20 protein-coding genes are annotated in these 19,119 nt (G+C 43.9%); 5 read left to right on the top strand and 15 right to left on the bottom strand.

Annotated features, from left to right (window positions below; genetic code table 11):
* Nucleotides 1-26: 26 nt before the first annotated feature.
* The 4 genes from G3R49_RS02675 to nudF all read right to left on the bottom strand — a co-directional run bounded on the left by G3R49_RS02675 (nt 27) and on the right by nudF (nt 2,797).
* Nucleotides 27-608: a YqiA/YcfP family alpha/beta fold hydrolase gene (locus G3R49_RS02675; protein ID WP_130598508.1), complete on the bottom strand. Its 582-nt coding sequence runs from the start codon at nt 606-608 to the stop codon at nt 27-29.
* A gap of 44 nt (nt 609-652) precedes the next feature.
* Nucleotides 653-1,492: a 3',5'-cyclic-AMP phosphodiesterase gene (cpdA, locus tag G3R49_RS02670; protein WP_167868564.1), complete on the bottom strand. Its 840-nt coding sequence runs from the start codon at nt 1,490-1,492 to the stop codon at nt 653-655.
* A 36-nt stretch (nt 1,493-1,528) separates the two neighbouring features.
* The gene (locus tag G3R49_RS02665) at nt 1,529-1,954 is read right to left on the bottom strand and encodes a DUF1249 domain-containing protein (protein WP_167868563.1); all 426 of its coding nucleotides are present in this window, start codon (nt 1,952-1,954) and stop codon (nt 1,529-1,531) included.
* Between the two features lie 207 nt (nt 1,955-2,161).
* Entirely contained in the window at nt 2,162-2,797 is a 636-nt protein-coding gene (gene nudF / locus G3R49_RS02660; protein ID WP_130598514.1) for an ADP-ribose diphosphatase, read from the bottom strand.
* A gap of 308 nt (nt 2,798-3,105) precedes the next feature.
* Between nudF and tolC the strand changes: the two genes are divergently transcribed.
* Nucleotides 3,106-4,401 carry an outer membrane channel protein TolC gene (tolC, locus tag G3R49_RS02655; protein WP_130598516.1) on the top strand — a complete coding sequence of 432 codons (1,296 nt, stop codon included), beginning with the start codon at nt 3,106-3,108 and terminating at the stop codon, nt 4,399-4,401.
* 78 nt (nt 4,402-4,479) lie between these two features.
* Here tolC and G3R49_RS02650 read toward each other — a convergent pair whose 3' ends face one another.
* The 3 genes from G3R49_RS02650 to G3R49_RS02640 are packed head-to-tail and all read right to left on the bottom strand — an operon-like array spanning nt 4,480 to nt 6,678.
* On the bottom strand, nt 4,480-5,202 hold the full coding sequence (locus tag G3R49_RS02650; protein ID WP_130598518.1) for a TIGR04219 family outer membrane beta-barrel protein: 723 nt from the start codon (nt 5,200-5,202) through the stop codon (nt 4,480-4,482).
* A 2-nt stretch (nt 5,203-5,204) separates the two neighbouring features.
* Complete coding sequence (locus G3R49_RS02645) at nt 5,205-6,176, bottom strand: DUF2333 family protein (RefSeq protein ID WP_130598520.1); 972 nt, start codon at nt 6,174-6,176, stop codon at nt 5,205-5,207.
* Nucleotides 6,177-6,195: 19 nt separating this feature from the next.
* Entirely contained in the window at nt 6,196-6,678 is a 483-nt protein-coding gene (locus tag G3R49_RS02640) for a copper chaperone PCu(A)C (protein ID WP_130598522.1), read from the bottom strand.
* Nucleotides 6,679-6,714: 36 nt separating this feature from the next.
* Here G3R49_RS02640 and G3R49_RS02635 point away from each other — a divergent pair, with 36 nt between their 5' ends.
* Nucleotides 6,715-7,452, top strand: a complete 738-nt coding sequence (locus G3R49_RS02635; RefSeq protein WP_130598524.1) for an enoyl-CoA hydratase — start codon at nt 6,715-6,717, stop codon at nt 7,450-7,452.
* Nucleotides 7,453-7,636: 184 nt separating this feature from the next.
* Here the strand turns inward: G3R49_RS02635 and G3R49_RS02630 are convergent, their stop codons facing one another.
* The 6 genes from G3R49_RS02630 to G3R49_RS02605 form a co-directional block, all read right to left on the bottom strand.
* Nucleotides 7,637-7,834, bottom strand: a complete 198-nt coding sequence (locus G3R49_RS02630) for a PspC domain-containing protein (RefSeq protein WP_167868562.1) — start codon at nt 7,832-7,834, stop codon at nt 7,637-7,639.
* A gap of 169 nt (nt 7,835-8,003) precedes the next feature.
* Complete coding sequence (locus tag G3R49_RS02625; protein ID WP_167868561.1) at nt 8,004-8,312, bottom strand: hypothetical protein; 309 nt, start codon at nt 8,310-8,312, stop codon at nt 8,004-8,006.
* A 291-nt stretch (nt 8,313-8,603) separates the two neighbouring features.
* Nucleotides 8,604-9,584, bottom strand: coding sequence for a tRNA dihydrouridine(20/20a) synthase DusA (gene dusA / locus G3R49_RS02620; RefSeq protein WP_167868560.1), 981 nt, complete (start codon nt 9,582-9,584; stop codon nt 8,604-8,606).
* Nucleotides 9,585-9,834: 250 nt separating this feature from the next.
* On the bottom strand, nt 9,835-10,404 hold the full coding sequence (locus tag G3R49_RS02615) for a DUF1080 domain-containing protein (protein WP_167868559.1): 570 nt from the start codon (nt 10,402-10,404) through the stop codon (nt 9,835-9,837).
* 53 nt (nt 10,405-10,457) lie between these two features.
* A complete protein-coding gene (locus tag G3R49_RS02610) occupies nt 10,458-10,778 on the bottom strand; it encodes a cytochrome c3 family protein (RefSeq protein ID WP_130598534.1) in 321 nt (106 codons plus the stop codon).
* Nucleotides 10,779-12,020 carry an alpha-hydroxy-acid oxidizing protein gene (locus G3R49_RS02605; RefSeq protein ID WP_167868558.1) on the bottom strand — a complete coding sequence of 414 codons (1,242 nt, stop codon included), beginning with the start codon at nt 12,018-12,020 and terminating at the stop codon, nt 10,779-10,781.
* A 330-nt stretch (nt 12,021-12,350) separates the two neighbouring features.
* Here G3R49_RS02605 and G3R49_RS02600 point away from each other — a divergent pair, with 330 nt between their 5' ends.
* The 3 genes from G3R49_RS02600 (at nt 12,351) to G3R49_RS02590 (ending at nt 16,541) form a co-directional block, all read left to right on the top strand.
* Nucleotides 12,351-14,399 carry a transporter substrate-binding domain-containing protein gene (locus G3R49_RS02600; protein ID WP_167868557.1) on the top strand — a complete coding sequence of 683 codons (2,049 nt, stop codon included), beginning with the start codon at nt 12,351-12,353 and terminating at the stop codon, nt 14,397-14,399.
* A gap of 29 nt (nt 14,400-14,428) precedes the next feature.
* Nucleotides 14,429-15,775: a sigma-54 dependent transcriptional regulator gene (locus G3R49_RS02595; protein WP_130598540.1), complete on the top strand. Its 1,347-nt coding sequence runs from the start codon at nt 14,429-14,431 to the stop codon at nt 15,773-15,775.
* Between the two features lie 298 nt (nt 15,776-16,073).
* On the top strand, nt 16,074-16,541 hold the full coding sequence (locus tag G3R49_RS02590) for a chemotaxis protein CheX (protein ID WP_130598542.1): 468 nt from the start codon (nt 16,074-16,076) through the stop codon (nt 16,539-16,541).
* 152 nt (nt 16,542-16,693) lie between these two features.
* Here G3R49_RS02590 and G3R49_RS02585 read toward each other — a convergent pair whose 3' ends face one another.
* Complete coding sequence (locus G3R49_RS02585; RefSeq protein ID WP_167868556.1) at nt 16,694-17,998, bottom strand: hypothetical protein; 1,305 nt, start codon at nt 17,996-17,998, stop codon at nt 16,694-16,696.
* Nucleotides 17,999-18,008: 10 nt separating this feature from the next.
* Entirely contained in the window at nt 18,009-19,100 is a 1,092-nt protein-coding gene (alr, locus tag G3R49_RS02580; protein WP_167868555.1) for an alanine racemase, read from the bottom strand.
* Nucleotides 19,101-19,119: the final 19 nt, after the last annotated feature.

The raw sequence follows: 19,119 nt of genomic DNA, 5'->3' as shown, positions 1-19,119 counted from the left end.
TGTTGTTTTGGTTATCAAGCTGAGATTTATTGATCACTGAGCCCTAAAAACTGACAAATTCTGGCAAGGTGTGTTTCATAACCCACAAAGCTATGATCGCCATTCGGCTCTAATAACATCTCGCAGCAGTGATATTTATGCAGTGCTTGTCGATAATCTAACACTTCATCACCAGTTTGCAACATAACAAAAAATCGATCTGGATGACGGATAACCTCAGTATTGAACTCGGCTACATCGTCTTTGTGCTCAGGCAGTACCTGATAGTGCTCATCGGTATAGGGATTGTATTGTGGTCCGATAAAGTCTTCAAATAATTCAAATGGTTTTACCGCGGGGTTCACCAAAACGGCTTTTCCACCATATTTCTCAGCAAGATAACTGGCAAAATAGCCCCCTAATGACGAACCGATAAACATCAATGGCTGTGCACTTGCTTTTGCTTGCTCACAATATTCAACCAATAAGGCCATGGCCTTTTTAGGTTCTGTGGGTAATTGTGGTTGCTCGAATTGAAGCGCGGGATAGTGCTGGCGAATATAATTGGCGGTAACTACAGCTTTATCTGAAAGGGGGGAACTATTAAATCCATGTATATAGAGCAGCATAAATCCTCTCGCTACGGGAACTGCGCTGCACTATCTTGTGCTATTTAATACCCGCTGGCTTCATTATCAGGTGAGAATCGATCACCTGCGACACGATAAACTTGTGTCTGAATGCTACCATCGCTACCAAGCTCCAGCAAACGGTATCCGGGTTGCAAGCCATCTAAGGCAAAATAAGGCGACTTTGGCTTAAACTGAATACAAGTCGATGGTGTTGCCATCAGTGAGACTATGCCATGAGCCCCTTGGTACTCACTGTCATATGCCTGATGCACATGTCCCCACAAGATGCCTTTTACCTGAGGATATTGACCGACTTGCTCTAAAAATGCGTCACCATTGCTCATACAGTGCTGATCTAGCCACTTACACTTAACCAGCACTGGGTTATGGTGCATCACCAATAAGGTATGTTTATTCGGCTCAGATTTTATCGCACTATCAATTAACTCAAACTGATCTTGCGCCATAAAGCCACCAGGCTTACCACGCACAGTAGAGTCCAACATTAGAATTTGCCACTCACCAATAATAATCCGCTGATGACCAAACATGTGATCACCCTGCATATGCAAGTTCATCAATCTTGGGTCATCATGATTACCAGGAAGATAATGGCAAGGAAGGTCTAACTTAGTGACATAATCAGCGAATTGCTGGTAAGAATCAGGCGAATAGTCTTGGCTAATATCACCAGTGGCTAGCAGAAGATCAGCTTGATAGTTGCTGGCGATAAAGGTATCGAGCACGGCATTAAAGCTTTGCGCAGTATTGACACCAAGCAACTGAGATTCAGGATCAGCAAAGAGATGCGGGTCCGTCATTTGAACAAGACGAACGGAATCATTCTTTAACTTGGAATAATTCTTGGCTTCTGATTGCACTCAGTGGTCCCTAAATAATGTAATTAAAGAAAAGTGTTACGTAGGATCAACTACTTGCAGCTGTCCTATCTTTAGCAACTCTTCAAGAAATGCATTAACTTGATACTTCTCGTCAGTTTGGTGCATAAATAAATTCGGGTAATCATACACTGGTTTAAGGCGGTAAATCTGCTGACTAGTTAACACTTCTGCTAATTGCGCGTCATGATATACCCGAACTCGGGCACAAGGCGACTTAAAAAAGTAGCTTGTAGGCAAATAACGAGAAAGCTCTAATAATTGCGTATATTTAGTGTTTTCAACTAGTTTTACCGTCAATGTGCCGAATTCCCCTACCACATTCCAACAATCTTCCACTTCGGCATGCTCAGGCAGCCACTTCAAAATATGGCCGTAATTTCGGGTACATAAGGATAGGAAACCACTCACATTAGGTTGGTATTTCGGTTTGACACTCGACACACTACACTCGGCTAATTAATTAAAAACATGCTCATCACACATGGCATAAATCACTATTTATGGGTTTTAATACCAATCGGGGCAAAGAAGTGAGCAGGGATTACGCAGAAAAAATCGCTTAGAACAAGGCAGAAATTGCAGCAAGCTAGTTGCCCTACCTTCAAAATTTTTAACGACGTTATAAGCGATTTTAGCCAGTAAGGATGCTCACATACTTGTGCTGATTGGTATCAACTTCTGGTAGTTTAGCATTAACCATTGTAAGCCGAGTACTGTTGACACATTATCTATCTCGCCATTTTGCGTCATGGCATAAGCCTGCTCACGAGACACAACATGCACTTTGATATCTTCGGCTTCACTTTCAAGACCGTGAACTCCTGTAGCGACACTCGCATCAACCTTAGCTAGGTATAAATAAAAACGCTCTGTGGTCCCGCCAGGGCTTGCCAAATAACTGTTCACATATTGCCAATCTGATGCAGTAAGACCGGTTTCTTCGATTAATTCACGCTTAGCTACGTCAAGGTGGCTTTCATTAGGCTCTATCATTCCTGCGACCAACTCATATAACCAAACACTATCAGTCGTAGTGATTGCTGGTATTCGGATCTGTTCAATCAACACTACTTTGTCAGTAATGGGGTCATACGGCAGCACAACTACGGCGTGGCCACGTTCAAACACCTCTCTAACGACCTCGCCACTCCAGCCACCAGCAAATAACTTATGTCTAAATGTGTATTGCTCTAGCTTGAAAAAGCCTCGGTATAGAGGTTTGATTGATTTTATTTCTACGTCATCTTCGGCAGTAAAGCGCCCAGACAGGGATTCATCGGTCATTTTTTACACTCTCAAACGCCACTTTTACTTAAAAATGTGAACTCGCTAAATAATCAATAGGTAATATTTGAATGCTATCAAGGTACGAATAAATAAAAATCTGTTACACTTCCAAGTTGACTTGAAAATGCGACTCTTCTTACTATTTTATAGTAATCTCTTTACTGTTTTATAGTAATAAAAACCTTGATTAGATCAGAATGTTAAGATGACACATATTCTAATTTAATCTGGGTTACAGACTCTCAGTTATTACTGTTTAAATAAGTTAACTAAGCCTGACCAGGGCATGTCTATAAGGGCAGAACATGAAATTCAAAATGGGTTCAATTTATGCAGCACTAGCATTCACTTTTGCTGCACCAGCAACACAAGCTGACGACTTACTTCAAATCTACCAACAAGCGCTAACAAGTGACCCAGTAGTACTGCAGGCACAAGCGCAACGTGATGCTTTATATGAGCAAATTGAAGAAAATCGTGCTCCATTACTGCCAACCATCAGTGCTAACGTTGGTTACGCAAAAGCATGGAACGACCCATCTGTAGACACTGACGGCTTTACTGGCGGTGTAAGCCTTAACCAAGTGGTATACGATCACAGCGCATGGGTTGGTTTAAGTCTTGCTGAAAAAGCAGCTTCACAAGCTGACTCAGCGTATGCATCGCAACTGCAAAACCTGATTATTCGTGTTACCACTGCTTACTTTGACGTGCTAACAGCTAAAGATAACTTTGAATTCCAAGGTGCAGAAAAGGCAGCGATTGAGCGTCAATTAGAGCAAACCAAGCAACGTTTTGCTGTTGGTCTAACTGCGATCACTGACGTACACGAAGCGCAAGCTCAGTATGACTTAGCGTCTGCGCAAGAAATTCTTGCTGAAAACGATCTATCAAACAGCTACGAAGCACTACGTGAAATTACCGGTATCGATCACAAATCAATCGACGCACTAGACACTATGCGCTTCTCTGCAGTGACACCTGCGCCAGCAACTTCTAAAGAGTGGCTGACGATGGCAGAAACTAACAGCATCGAGCTGATGACTCAGCGTATTGGTAAAGACATTGCTAGCGAAACTATTAGCCTGTACAAAGCAGGTCACATGCCGTCGTTAAACTTCAATGCTGGTTACACAAACAACTTCCAGCAGACTCCTGATAGTAACGACTCAAACAACACCAACATTGGCCTAACCTTAAGTGTGCCAATCTTTGAAGGTTTCCGCGTATCTTCAAAAGTAAAACAAGCTCAGTTCAACTTTGTTGAAGCAAGTGAGCGTTTAGAACAAACTCACCGTGGTGTAGTGAAGAGCGTTCGTAATAACTTCAACAACGTATCTGCTTCTATCAGCTCTATCCGCGCTTATGAGCAGTCAGTTGTTTCTTCTGAGTCAGCGCTAAAAGCGACTCAAGCAGGTTTCGAAGTAGGTACTCGTACTATCGTTGACGTACTGAACCGTACTCGTGACCTTTATGATTCTAAGCGTCAGCTTTCTCAAGCTCGTTACGGCTACATCAAGTCTATCTTAGCGCTTAAGCAAGCTGCAGGTACGCTAAATGAAGACGACGTAATTGCGGTTAATAATGGTTTAGAAAAATAATCTAAGCCATTAGCAAGCGCTAATTAAACAATAAAAAAACCGCCATTTGGCGGTTTTTTATTGCTGCGAACCTAATGATTAGAAAACTAATTCAACACCAGCGAATGCACCTTTGGTTTTGGTATCTTGGGTAGTGCCTGAGAAGCCATTCACGTCAAAGTTAAACTCACGGTAACCAACGCGGATACGAGTATCTAGCGCCACACCATCAAACTCCCAGCCAAGGCCTGCGGAGTAATCATGCACGCCAGATTCATCAACGCCTTGCATCAACTCAGCAAAGGCAAATAAGCCTAAACCAGGGATGCTAGCTTGACCATTGACATAACCCATTACCACGCCACTATCTACGTCTGTAGCCGGGAAGCCAACGGCTGGTGCATTCATGTAATCAACTCGAACTGAACCATGAAACTTCTTATAGGCTGCACCAATATCTAACTCAACTATGCTGTTATCCAACAGCTCATAATACAATACAAAATCCGTATTACTTAGCTTGTTATATACTGTGTAGTCTTTATCATCCGCAGTGAAAGCACCTTTATTATCTATGCTATTCTCGCGGATTTTTACGTTTGGGATTAATGGGATAGGATGCTCAACAGCAACCCAAAAACTGCCTCGATTGTTCGACTCATAGTTAATGTCTTGTCGAGTACCCGCATCACCACTTAAGGTGCCTTCAGGGTCAGCTTGCCACAAATCGCCGCCCACTTTGAATCCAACAACAGTGGCAGCTTGCGCAGTTGAAACACTCATTAAGCCAACCAGCGCGGTTGCAATAAGAGACTTCTTCATGATTATCCTTGAGAAAGTAAGTTAGTTAGATCAATCACCGCAGCATTTGCACGGGATATATAATTCGCCATCACTAGCGAGTGGTTTGCAACAAGACCAAAACCACTTCCATTTAATACCATCGGGCTCCAAACGGTTTCTTGAGTTGCTTCGAGCTCGCGAATAATTTGTCGCAGACTGACTTCGGCATTTTTCTTTTCTAGCACGTCAGCAAAGTCGACTTCGACCGCTTTCATAAAGTTTAACAATGCCCAAGCACTGCCACGACTTTCATAAAATACGTCATCAACTTTCCACCAGCTAGTTTTAATCTCGCTGCTAGCAAAACCTGGCGTTGACTGCCTAGCGGCACTGTCGCCCGCTAAGTCAGTATTCAGTCTGTCTTGACCCACACTTGCTGATAAACGTTGCGAGATACTACCAAGGCGTTTTTGTACCTCTTTTAACCATTCATTTAGGTTGTCTGCGCGAGCGTAGAATTGTGCCTGACTATTTTGCGGATCGCTAATTTTTGCGCGGTATAATTTTAGTAGCTTAATGGCTTCTTTGTACTCACCTTCAGCACTTGGCACTAACCAGCTAGTATGGGAAATATTTAGCTTAGAATGCGCGGCCAATAAGTCTTGATCAGCGGTAGATTGGGATTGTGAGCGGCTAAACTCTTTACGCATAATTAGCGCCAAATCACGAGTTTGTTCTAACGCGCCAAATTCAAACGCAGGCATGTTATCCATCATCACAGAAGGCGGCATTACATCATTAGCAAGCCAGCCACCAGGCTTAGTAAGCAAGGTGTCCATGGTATTAATTAACGCGCTAGTAGTGGCATAACCAATTACATGCTCGCTGTCATTCGTACCATAAATTTCTGGCTCTAATGGCTTTGGCTCATTGCTCCACCACACACTCAATGCGTAGCCGATAAAAAACAGCAGGCCAATTAAGCCCAAAATTCGATTACGAGTTATCTGCATAATAACGCTCCCTTAAAAATTAGTGATGGTGATGATGCGCATGCTCATCACTGGCGCTGGCCTTCTTCTTAACCGGCAGCTCTATCGCTTGCTCTGTGCCATTACTAAAGTGCAAAGTTAGCGACACAGTGTCATCCACCACTAATGGTTTAGCTAATCCTAACAACATAATGTGATCACCAGATGGCTGCAGCGTTAAGCTTGCATGTGACGCTAACTCGAACCCTTCTACCTGACGCATTTTAACTACACCATTTTGTTCAATAATAGTGTGTAATTCTGCGGTTTTGGCCGCTGATGTCGTCACACCAACCAGCGTTAAAGCATCAGAAGTATGGTTCATTAAAGTCATATAAGCCGCTGTGTTAGGCACGCTCGCAGGCATTGCTCTTACATAGCCATCCTTGACCATGACGTTAGCAAATGTGGGTAGCGCAAAACACATTAGGGCGAATGAATTAAACAAGTGTTTGAATATTTTTTTCAATGTCTTAAACTCCATTTAATAACTACTCGTTTCAATTAAGGAAAATCACGAATGAGTCTTATCCAGGTTAGAGATGATCAGGGCGTTCGCATCATCAGTTTTAATCGTCCGCAAAAGCGTAATGCATTCAATCTTGAGATGTATCAACAACTAACAGAATACCTGATCCAAGGTGAGGCGGACAATGGTATTCGTGCGTTTCTGTTTCGTGGCACCGACGACTGCTTTACGGCCGGCAACGACATCGCCGACTTTTTGCAATCAGGCTCACTAACTAATGACCATCCAACGGTGCAGTTTTTACAAGCTATACTCGCAGTAAACAAACCGATGGTTGCTGCGGTGTCTGGCGCAGCGGTTGGTATCGGCACCACCTTACTGTTGCATTGCGATCTGGTATACGCAGACGAAAGCGCTAAATTTCAAATGCCATTTACCCAACTGGCACTAGTGCCTGAAGCGGCATCAAGTTACTTACTACCAAAACTCATTGGTCAGCATAAAGCGGCCGAGTTACTGCTGCTTGGCGAGCCGTTTTCAGCGCAGCGCGCAGATGAACTTAATCTACTCAATAAAGTAATTACTGACGAGCCAGTAGTTGAGTTTGCCTTTAAACAAGCGGCAAAACTCGCTGCATTGCCTCCTCAGGCAATTCAAGCGTCAAAGAAGTTATTGCGTCATGACTTTGACCAAGTAAAAAACCAAATGGAGCGCGAGCTTGTAGAATTTGATACCCGCCTACAAAGTGATGAAGCCAAAGCACGCTTTGCTGCTTTCTTGTCTAAATAACCTCGCTATACGCTTATGTGTACCAATCAATGGCTTGTGTGCATTAATCAATGCATACAAGCTACAAAGCCCTTAGTTAATCGCTCTCAAATAAAAGCGGTTAACTAAGGGCTCAGCGTTTAACTGTTTTACTGCGGTTTTGGGGCATAGTGTTGTCCTCTTGTTATTGCCATCTATGGTGTTTTCAGTAAGAGCTACGCTGGGTCATCAGCACGGCAATCACCATATAAACCAACAAAGTCACACTTGGATTTACCACTAACACAATTGCTGCCACTATACGGCTAACTGCGATAGACCAACCAAACTGAGTGGCGATTTTGCTACATACACCGCACACTAACCTGCGACTCGAATCTAAACGTTCCATCAAACTACTCATATCATCCCCTTTGTTTAAGCCATTAACCTGGCTGATTAAAATTTGCTGCCGTATCACTTCGGACTTTATTATTGCGCATCACCCCAAAACCAGCTCGCCATTGCTGCACATAAACTAAAACTAATGACAGGTAACAAAAGCAAAGTTACTAGACCTGAACTGAATAACATTACTTAGCCTTAGCTGCAGCAATGGCAGTGTTTACTTCATCAGCTTGTTCAGTTGCAGATTCCGTTGCTGTGAGTTCAAACACTTGCTCAGCAATTTGAGTTTGTAGCGACAACATAATTTCGTGCTGCATTGTGCTAAACATTTCTTGGCTTGCGTGAGTAAGGTTTTGTTCAATATTGGTTACTAGACTTTCGGTCACTGACACTTCATTAGCTTGTGCTGATAGACTTGTTGTAGCCAGTACTAGCGCAGCGATAGAAGACTTAACTGAAGTTGATAACCAATTTTTAGAAGTTGAAGTAAACATAATGTAATCCTTTAATCGTTTAGTGTGATAACCCCTGTTATCACTGACGATTAAGTTATTACAACCTGCGTGCCAAGTTTTATATTTACTTAAATTACAAATAGATAGGTGAGAACAATGGCGTTTTTAACCGTGATTTTCATTTACTAATATTGGCAAAAAACCAACGAGTAGTGATTTTCACCATTTACTTGGTGAAAATAGTCAAAACGATCATTTGCGATCGCTCAAATAGCAAAAAAGCGCCAGATGGCGCTTTTAAAGCAGTCGAAAGTACTACCTTGAGTGACGTTACTTGCCCTGCTCCATAGCCGCAATCGCACCAAGTACCACCTGAGTATCAGCGCCAGCTTTATGAGCGTTCTCACTCAAATAGCGGCGCCAGCTGCGTGAGCCTGGAATACCTTGATATAACCCAGTCATATGCCGGGTAATGTGGTGTAGCTTGCCACCAGAAGATAAATGACGCTCAATATAAGGCAGCATTTGATCGATCACTTGTTGGCGAGTTACCACAGGCGCATCAATGCCGCATAGCTGTTGATCAACTTCGGCAAGAATATAAGGGTTGTTGTAGGCTTCGCGCCCAACCATAACGCCATCAACATGCTCAAGATGCACTTTAGCTTGCTCAAGACTGGTAACTCCGCCATTAATGCTGATATTTAATTGCGGGTAGTCTTTTTTGATCTGATACACGCGATCATAATCCAGCGGCGGGATCTCACGATTTTGCTTAGGGCTTAAACCTTGTAGCCAGGCTTTGCGAGCATGAATCGTGAACTCTTCACAGCCTGAAGCTGAAACAACATCAATAAAGCGAGTTAAAAATTCATAGCTGTCTTGGTCATCAATACCAATACGTGACTTGACCGTAACCGGGATATCAACCACTTGCTTCATGGCATCCACACACTCGGCAACTAATTCTGGCTCTGCCATTAAGCAGGCACCGAAGCGGCCGTTTTGTACTCTATCTGACGGGCAACCCACATTAAGATTTACTTCATCATAGCCGCGCTCAGCCGCAAGCTTAGCGCACGTAGCAAGATCCTGTGGGTTAGACCCACCTAGCTGCAACGCCACTGGGTGCTCAGGCTCATTGAACTCAAGGTAATCACCTTTGCCATGAATAATCGCTCCCGTCGTCACCATCTCGGTATACAGCAAGGCTTGTTTAGACATAATGCGCGCAAAGTATCGATAATGACGATCGGTCCAATCCAGCATTGGCGCGATACTAAAAGTGCGATCAAGATTCTGTGTGCTCATAAACGTCTCTAAACAATAGTTTCTGGTATCAATTTAAGCCTACAACAGCAAATGTGCTCGCCCAACGTAAATTGTTAGCGGCATCGTTGATGATTTAGTAGGACAAAAAAGCGGCGCATTCTAGCATAGAAAAGCTGCCAACGACTACAAAGCAAGGCACACAAAAAACAACATAAGAATGTAAAAGCCCGCAGCATGTTGCTTTGGGCTTTGGTTTTTGCAGGGGAGGACGTGAAACGGTAGAGAAAGTTTATAGCTTGCGAATATTTAAGTTTCTCATTTTAAATTCGCCTTTGCCTTTGTGCTGAATAGCAATAAAGCCATCTGCATATTCAACATTGTTCATCTCTGCAGTGACCACACCATTTAAACGAACTTTTAGGTGTTGACCCACCATAGTTAACTCATAAGTATTCCATTGATTGGCGGTATCTTGTTTGCTGATATAGGTTTGTCGTTTTACGACTGAACCAGTTCGAAACTCTTGGTTTTTTGCTGCATCCCAAATATTGGCCTCATAGCAAGTGTTTGCTTTGATTTTTTTAGGATCTTGGCAGCGCATATAAATACCGCCATTAACGGTCGCATCAGGTTTAAACTCGATGGTTAATACAAAATCATCATAGGTTCCTGGTACAACAAGATAGCTTTCTCCAGTGCCTTTTGAATGAATAATGTCATTTTGTGTAGACCAAGTGACGCCATCTGCAACGATATGACGGTCATAGAAAGATAAATCAGCTTTTACACCCAATGTATCTGCAATACTACAAAATGGAATCGCCGCTGCCGCGATTACGCCTAAAACTAGGTATTTCATGAATGTTCTTCTCCATAAGAAGGCTCCTTGATTAAAAGAAGGAGCCATAGCCGTTAGTAGTGACAACTACCGCAGCTTTTATCTGCGATTTTATTGTTATGGCAGGCCCAGCAATAGTTTCCTTTAGCATGATCTTGCATGGTAAATTCATATCGCTGCATCTCAAATAACCCCGTGCCATCGGTTGAGTGGCAGTCTTCGCAAGTTAAGCCACCGTTGCGCGCATGACTTTCAAAGCTAAACACCACAGCACCTTTGCCTCCTCCACCGTATTGGCGATCTTGATCGCTTGGAGTGGCACTAACACTGGCTGTAGTCAATACAGCAAAGGTTAATAAGGTTGCATAGAGGCCTTTAATTCGTTTCTGGCCCATCTAAGCCTCCTTATAGATGATGTCCGCCGGCACTTTTTTCACATCAGCTACACCAGCTAATACCATGGTAGAAACGAGTTGGGTGTGCATTTTCTTGAACATCATTTCAACGCCTTTAGCACCACCACCTAGCGAAGCTCTTAAGAAAGGACGGCCAACAAGTACAGCTTGCGCACCTAGTGCTAGGGCTTTAAGCACATCACCACCGTCACGAACACCTGAGTCAAACAAGATGACCATGTCTGAACCACTATCGCGTACGGCTTTTACAATACCTGGCAGCACGTCTAAAGATGCAGGAGTTGAGCTCATTACACGGCCACCGTGATCCGACACAACAATACCTGCACAGCCAGCTTCTACACACATAAGTGCTTCAGCTGGTGTCATGATCCCTTTCGCTACGAATGGAATTTTCGCGTACTTGACAATTTCACGAAGCTTTTTGACATCTTTAGGCTCAACTGTTTTACCCGGTAAGGCTCTTGCTGCGCGACCGGCAGAGTCGATATCGATAGCAAAGAAAGGTGCGCCTGCTGCTTGCACTGCATCAATACGCTCAAAAATTTCTTTTTGAGTACGAGGTTTAATCTGTGCTAAAGCTCGGCCTTTGAACTTTTTGACCACAGTTAGGCGCTCGCGGTATGTCTCAATTGGGTCGCCAATACCGTCTGCTGCCCAACCTAGGGTGCCAGCATTGTAAGCCCCTTCAACAATACCCCTAACAAACTTACTTTCTGTCATCTCAGTGCCATCGTAGGCTAATTTGCCTTTGGCACCCATGTTGTAAGTTAATCCACCGGTAACGCCGGTTAAGATAGGCATAGACAGCTTGACACCAAACAACTCAAGCTCAGTATTTGGTTTTTTAACGTTGTGCACTGTGCTCATGTTGAAGTGCAGTTTTTCAAATGCCTCAACATTGTTAATGAAGCTGCGACGTTTGCCGCCCATGCCTGGCGTTGACTCACCGCAAGGGCCTTTACCGTTACAACGACCAGGGCCGGCAATGTCACAAGCCGCGCAAGTGTCCATAATTCTCTTGGCGTTTGTTAACACTTCTTTTAGATTTTTTGGATCTTTTACGTATCCCTTAACTTCAATTGGCCCGACATTAGAGGCTGGTTTCGCAACAGCGACTGACGGTGCAACTGAAACTGCAGCCACTCCGGCGGATGCAGCAAGTACTGCGCCTTTACTTAAAAAATCTCGACGCTCAGTGTTTAGTTTTTCATCGCTCATAGTATCGCTCCTTGGATAGTGATTACCTGTCGTTCAAATCAATTATCAATAAATCAAAACCCTGGAGATAACTTTGTTGAGCTAATTGTGATGGGATTTATACAGCTTCGTTAAACTTGCGCTACGTACTATGCAATATGCATTTATGAAAGTTTTGAGAATGATTACTACTCCTATTGTTATCTATGATTTTGACGTAGCCGTGGTACTGCTCAACGTCTCAATTTTCGAAAGTTATCAAGTAAGGCAATTGTGATGGAAAGTTGTTCTTGGTATACGTGATTGTATTTACTCGCGATGCGTAACTTAGACGATAATTGAGGCGTTCTCTTGGCAAATATTGATAGGGTTAACACTGTTATCAGTAGCTCATTGCTTTGTATTCTCAACAAGCAATGGCGAGGTATTGTCGCATTAATACTCTTTGCCACATTTGGTAATGTTAAAGCTACGGCCCAGGAGTTAACCTTATATGTGCATAGTAATACGCCGCCGTTTGAATGGCTCGATGACGGTGAAGAACAGGGATTAAACTACGAATTAGCTCAAGCTATCGCCAAGGAGCTCAGTGTAAGTCTACAGATTCAGCGACGCGAATTAGGCAGCATTGTTGACGCACTGAGTAGCTTTGAACGCAATGGCATCGCCTTTGTTGCAGACAATGGCCACTCTCATGCGCAACTAGCCTACTCGATGCCACTAAGTGCCACTCATGCCTCCGCCTATAACCTTAAGGGCCAATCACAAATAGAAAACCTAGGAGATCTAGACGGAAAGAGAGTTGGCGTAAAGAAAGGTTCATTTGTTGCTCGTTATCTTGCTAAGCACTCAAATAACATAGACGTCGTGTACTTCTCATCTAACGCTAAAGCATTCTCGGCGATGACCCGTGGCGAATTAGATTTTGTGTTGTCTGAATTCTATTGCTCTTGGAGGCTACTAAGCCTCTATGACAACATCAAAACAGCCAGCGCTCCTCTTATCCGCGGTAATTTCTATGTTGTTTCAAACCTTACGAATCAATCTTTAGCCGAGCAAGTTGAAGCTGTTGTGTTGCAGTTTTATCAAAACGGCACCATTGACCGAATGACCAAAAGATGGGTTGGCTTTGGCAAAGAGAAAATAGACCTAATCTCAATTAAACGAAACTCGCTATATGCAGCTATTGCGCTTGGGGTCGCCAGCGTCATTGGCATGATTATCACATCAATAATGACCCTGCGATTACGTCAGCATAAATTGCGCTTGCAACAAGAGCTTAATGAACGTTATGCCGCAGAGTCACGGATTAGGGAAATCTCAGAGTTATTTCAGTCTGTGCTAGATGATATGCCTTACGGGGTGATTATCTTTGATGCTCATGGTGAGCAGCTATGGAGCAACAACAAGTTTGAATCACAATTAGCTAATCGTTCATTACATTGTGCCAATGGCCAAATATTTGAGTTTGAGAAACTATTCAGCGGCTGTTGCGATCAGCATGACTCAAGCTTTATAGAGTTAAGTGGTGATGGTACCTACTGGCATATTAGAGTTCACCCAATGGGTTGTGGAAGAGTGCTCGCAATGCTTGAAGACACAACCGAGCGGACTCAGCTGCGATTAGAAAACGATAAAGCCGCGCGTCTGGTGGCACTTGGCGAGATTTCAGCCGGTATTGCCCATGAGATTAATAACCCTTTGGGTTTAATTAATGAAGCGGTGCGCTTTATCAGTTATTTCTTGGCGGACGCGCGAACCGTAATACCAGAGATCGAACAGCAAGATCCGTATTGGCGTGTGGCAGGGCTAAAACCAAGCGAAGCCCTAGTTGAGGTGGACTATCAAGTTGAGTCCGTCGAACAATCGGTTGCCAATATGAGCCGAATCGTTAACGACCTCAAAAAGCTTTCAAGCCCAAGATCTGAATATCATTATGCGCCAGTACCACTGCAACAAATCATCGATTCAGCATTGCGCATGACAGCGAATCAGCTCAAACGTCATCGCCTAGTATGGAACCCTCCCGTTGACCCTGTTTATGTCATGGGCGACGAAGTGCAGCTGCAATTAGTGGTTATTAATTTTGTACAAAATGCCTGTCAGGCGATCGCAGCGGGGGATTGTGGAACCATATCAATCGATATCAGGGAGTGTGGCACTCAGGTCTCTTTAGAAGTCAAAGACAATGGCGTCGGAATTGCTCCCCAACTACTTGACCGAATTCGTGAACCTTTCTTCACCACGCGCCGTAGCGAAGGGGGGACAGGTTTAGGTTTAGCCTTATGTGGGCGAGTTATTCATGAACATCGCGGACATTGGCATGTAGACTCAAAACAAGGTCAAGGTACCTTGATGAAAGTGACTTTTGACGTTGCTAACAAGGCTCAACCCCATTAATTTTCCAATACCAAGAGTACCGTATTCTAATGAAACTATATCGCTCCATTTTAATTGTTGATGATGAAACTCGTTGGTTACGTGCTATGGCTGTGTCATTGCGTCAAGAAGTACCAGAAGCCAGAGTGAGTTGCTGTGAAAACAGCCGCCACGCAATAGACATGATTATCGGCCAAGATATTGACCTTGTGTTACTTGACTTAAACATGCCGCATATCGGTGGTGAGGAGCTATTAGATACTATCAGCGAGCAAGCACCATTTACTCGAGTGATTGTCGTCACTGGCGCGAATGATACTGCTACGGCTGTGCGCTGTGTAAAACGCGGCGCATATGACTTTTTTGTAAAAGGGGGCCGGCCTGAACAACTTATTGCCTGTATTCGTAGGGCTTTAGAAGTCGCTGCACTCGAAGTGAACTATCGTGAAGTTACCCAAAGTTTTCTAGGTAAAAAACGTCTGGGAAAACTACCAGGCATCATCAGTCAGAGTTCAAAAATGAACGACTGTATCCGTTATGCAACCGCGCTTACGCGCTCATCGTACCCAGTTGTAATTGAAAGTGAGAGCGGTGGCGGCAAACGAACTTTCGCAACCGGATTAGCTCAACTGATGGATGAAGAAAATAGTGCAGCGCATCTGCAACTAGAGCAATTTAAACATTCAGTGATCGCAACACTCTTTGGGCGTGTTAGAGGTGTTAACAAAGTTGGAGAGCCTGCTCAGTTAGGTTTTTTTGAGCAAAATAGAGGCCGCGTGGTTATTCTGGAAGGCTTATTTCAGCTTGAAAATGATGTAATTAATTCTGTCGTCAATGCATTGATAAGTCGCCAGTATTATCCTTTAGGTAGCGTGCAGCACATGCCACTACCCTGCAAGGTGCTCGTGTTAACTGAGCTGCCACTGCAGCAACTTAGAGATCAAGGAAAAGTTACTCCTACTCAATTTGTTGCCTTACATACTCATCATATTGTTTTACCACCGCTAAGAGAACGGCCAGAAGACATCGGGTTATTAGCTGCACAATTCATGCAGGATGCTTGTGAGCACTTAAATAAACCTCTAATCCCTTTGTGCTTTGAACTGGTGCAGCAACTTGAGCAAGAATCCTGGCCAGGCAATGTCGCAGAGCTTCGAGCAAGAGTATTTAAGGCTGTAGCTCTTGGTAACCTCCAAGCACTAGTCAATGCTGCACAAAACACTGAGCCTGACCCAGATACAGAAACCCAGGTGAGCTTTCCCAATAAGTTGCCTACGCTATCAGAAGTTCAACAATTACTGATACATGAAGCATTAAAACGTTGTAACTATAGCCAAGTTGAAGCTGCAAAACTGCTAGGGATTAGCCAAAGTGCCCTTAGTCGGCGCCTGCGCTGAGGCAATTTCGGCTTACAATGTAAATAAACTAGACAAAATAACGTCTGTTACAAAAATGCTAAGGGCGCTGCGTGGGTAACTGTGAAGCGATTGGCATTTATTTGGTAATTTATTTGTCATTATATTGTGTCGCTTCGGTTGAGTTATCACCAAGGTCTGTTATCTTTGAAGCTTGGGGATATAGGCTGACATGAGCTTACGTTATAAGCACCATTAAGCCATTAAAAATAAAAAGCAAAATATCAACTAAACTCGCGCTATCAGTATCTTATTACCGTATCACCAATGGATTTAGTTCATGAATGTAGCCTTTATTAACCCATTTTTATCCTCGTTACTTAACGTACTTTCCACTATGGCATCACTGGATCTCACGCCAGGTAAGCCACAAATCAAAACGCATGATGTCGCCAAGGGTGATGTATCAGGTTTGATAGGCATGGTGGGCCCTGAAACTAAGGGTTCTATGTCAATCACATTCGACCGTAGCCTAATTTTTGAAATTATGGATAAGATGCTTGGCGAAAAACCCACTAGCATTAATGATGAAGTGACCGATCTTGTTGGTGAGATAACCAACATGGTAACGGGTGGCGCGAAGAATCTATTAAGTGACGATGGTTATGAGTTTGATATGGCAACGCCGGCGGTAGTTTCTGGCCTTGGCCATAGCATTTCTCATAAGAGTAAAGGTAAGAAAATTCTCATGCCGTTTACTCACCCAAAAGGCAATGCCTATATCGAAATCTGCTTTGAAGACTTGTAATTACAATTACTCGCGATTCAAATAAAACGACAAGGGCCAAACAGCAATGTTTGGCCCTTGTTTTTGTAATTTATTACGCAGGTTTTCTAAACGAGGTAATGTCATTGCTATACAGTTAGCACTTTACATATAGCCTTAAACGTTCGCCTGTTTTAGAAGGCTTGGTTCACCATTACCCAAAATTGGTTTTCGTCTGTATTGGAAGCTAAATCCAAACGCACCACAATATCTTCTACCTCGAAGCGCACACCTGCGCCCATTACGTACTTCATGTCAGTATGCAACTCACTGGCTGAGAAGCTATTTGCCACCTTACCCATCTCGCCAAATACAACCCATTGCCACCAAGGTACCTTGTATAAATTAAATACTGGCCAGTTTTGTAGTGGCTGCCAGTGAGGCTTAACCCGATATTCTAAAGAGTAGTTAACCGCGCTACGGCCAGTGAATTGATCTGATGAATAACCACGCAAACGATCAAAACCACCTAAACCAACACCTGCAAACGTGGGTGGACGATGGTAATTACCTGTGGTGCCATCTTGCTTATTCCAGCTGGGCGTGTCTGCAACATAAACATTAGCCGCAAGTACTTGCTCGCTTAGCCACTTATTTGAGCCAAGCGGGAAAAATGCGCTTTGCTCAAACTCCCAAATACTCCAATCTGGTTGGTCGTCAATGGCCATACCATAGGTAAAGGTTAAGCTAGTGCGACCACCTTTAAGTGTGTCTTTACTGGTATCCCGGTTATCCCATTCAAATAGTAACTCAGCACCTTTAGCAAGGTCTGGCAGAGTTTCGTTGACTTCCAGCTTGCGATTTTTAACAAAGGGAGTGAGCTTCACACTGGACACACCGGACTCGAGCGGATTCCAACTTATCTCTTCAGCTTGTCGTCTTGCGAGGCTTCTCGCTGCGCCCTGCTTACCCGATGCTATCGGTAGTACATACTCAATATGTAATTTGGCAAAACCTTCATCACCGACAGAAATAACTTTTTCAGTTTCACCGCGCGGACTTTCATGGGGCTCTAAGAAGTAAATACCTTGTTCATAATGACCTTGAAATGCTTCAAAAGAGAATAGCCATTGCTCTGCACCTGGAAGTTGATAGTTATATAAGCCTAAAAAGCCCATCCAACTATCGTTAGCTGTGTATAGCCCTACCCCCAAAGCCGTCGCCTGAGCTTGACCAGCGTGTTTAATCACGCCTGCACCACCAAAAGCTGTGCTTAGGGTTTCAGTGGCAAAAATGAAAGGAACAACTTCTACTTCTGCCTGATAACTCGGTTTAGGGGTATCGCTAGATTCATCAGCGCTAGCATTCGCGTCAGTGCTTACTTCAGCTTCACTAGCAAATGAAGTCGGTATAATAGCTTCACTTGAAGCATGAGTTTGCTGGGAAACAACAGTCACCGCGCACATACACGCAGCTACTAATGCCCTATTGATAAGCATTTCCGTAACCTTAATCGAGTAACTCAACCGCAACTCGCGGCGTTAACTTAGTCACTAGCTCATAGGCAATCGTGCCTATATGCTCAGCAACTTCTTCAACGGCTAACTCCTTGCCCCATAATTGAACATCATCCCCTACTTGCTCTAGACCATCTGGCCCAAGGTCGACAGTTAACATATCCATTGATACCCGGCCGACAATCGGCAACCTGCGGCCATTTATCATCACAGGCGTTCCTTCTGGTGCATTACGCGGGTACCCGTCACCATAACCAATTGCGACCACGCCCAGACGAGTATCACGGCTCGATACCCAATGTGCGCCATAACCAACACTCTCACCTTGCTTTAGTTCACGAACAGCAATTAAGCGAGACATTAACTCCATTGCAGGCACTAAGTAATGCTTATAACCGCGATCGCCAATCACGGGAGAGACTCCATAAAGGGCGATTCCTGGGCGCACCCAGTCAGCCTGGCTAGTTGGCCAAAAAAGTGTGCCTGCAGAGTTAGCTAGGGTTTTATCGCCTTCTAAATCTGCAACTAGGTTATTGAAAGCCTCAATTTGCCTAGTGGTCATTGCATTATTTGGCTCATCGGCGCAGGCAAAATGCGTCATTAAATGAACTGGCTTTTGCACATTAGGGCAAGCAAGTAAACGCTGATACATCTGCTGAAAATCAGCAAGTGAAAAACCAAGTCTGTGCATGCCAGAGTCAAGTTTAAGCCAAACCGTCACTGGCTCAGAAAGCTCGACTGTTTCTAACATCTCTAGCTGCGACTCATGATGCACAACAGTTTCAATATCATGCTCGATTAATAAAGGCAGGTCGGCTTGACGAAAAAAACCTTCAAGCAATAACAAACGCGCACTAACGCCGCCGCCGCGCATCTGCAGGGCTTCTTCTAAACGAGCAAGACCAAAGCCATCCGCTTGTCCTTGCTCGCAGCACACACTATGAGCCACATTTAATAAGCCATGACCATAGCCATTGGCTTTCACTACAGCCATGATCTTGCTGTTTGGCGCAATTTGTTTAATACGTTGCAGGTTGTGCTGCAGTGCCTGGCGACTAACCTCAGCACGAGGGAACGGTTTCAAATATCTCTACCTTTAACAA

Origin of the sequence: Shewanella sp. WXL01 (genome assembly GCF_012263345.1) — a bacterium.
Taxonomy (GTDB): domain Bacteria; phylum Pseudomonadota; class Gammaproteobacteria; order Enterobacterales; family Shewanellaceae; genus Shewanella; species Shewanella maritima.
The sequence above is the reverse complement of the archived record's forward strand: the minus strand, read 5'-3'. Positions and strand labels throughout refer to the sequence as shown.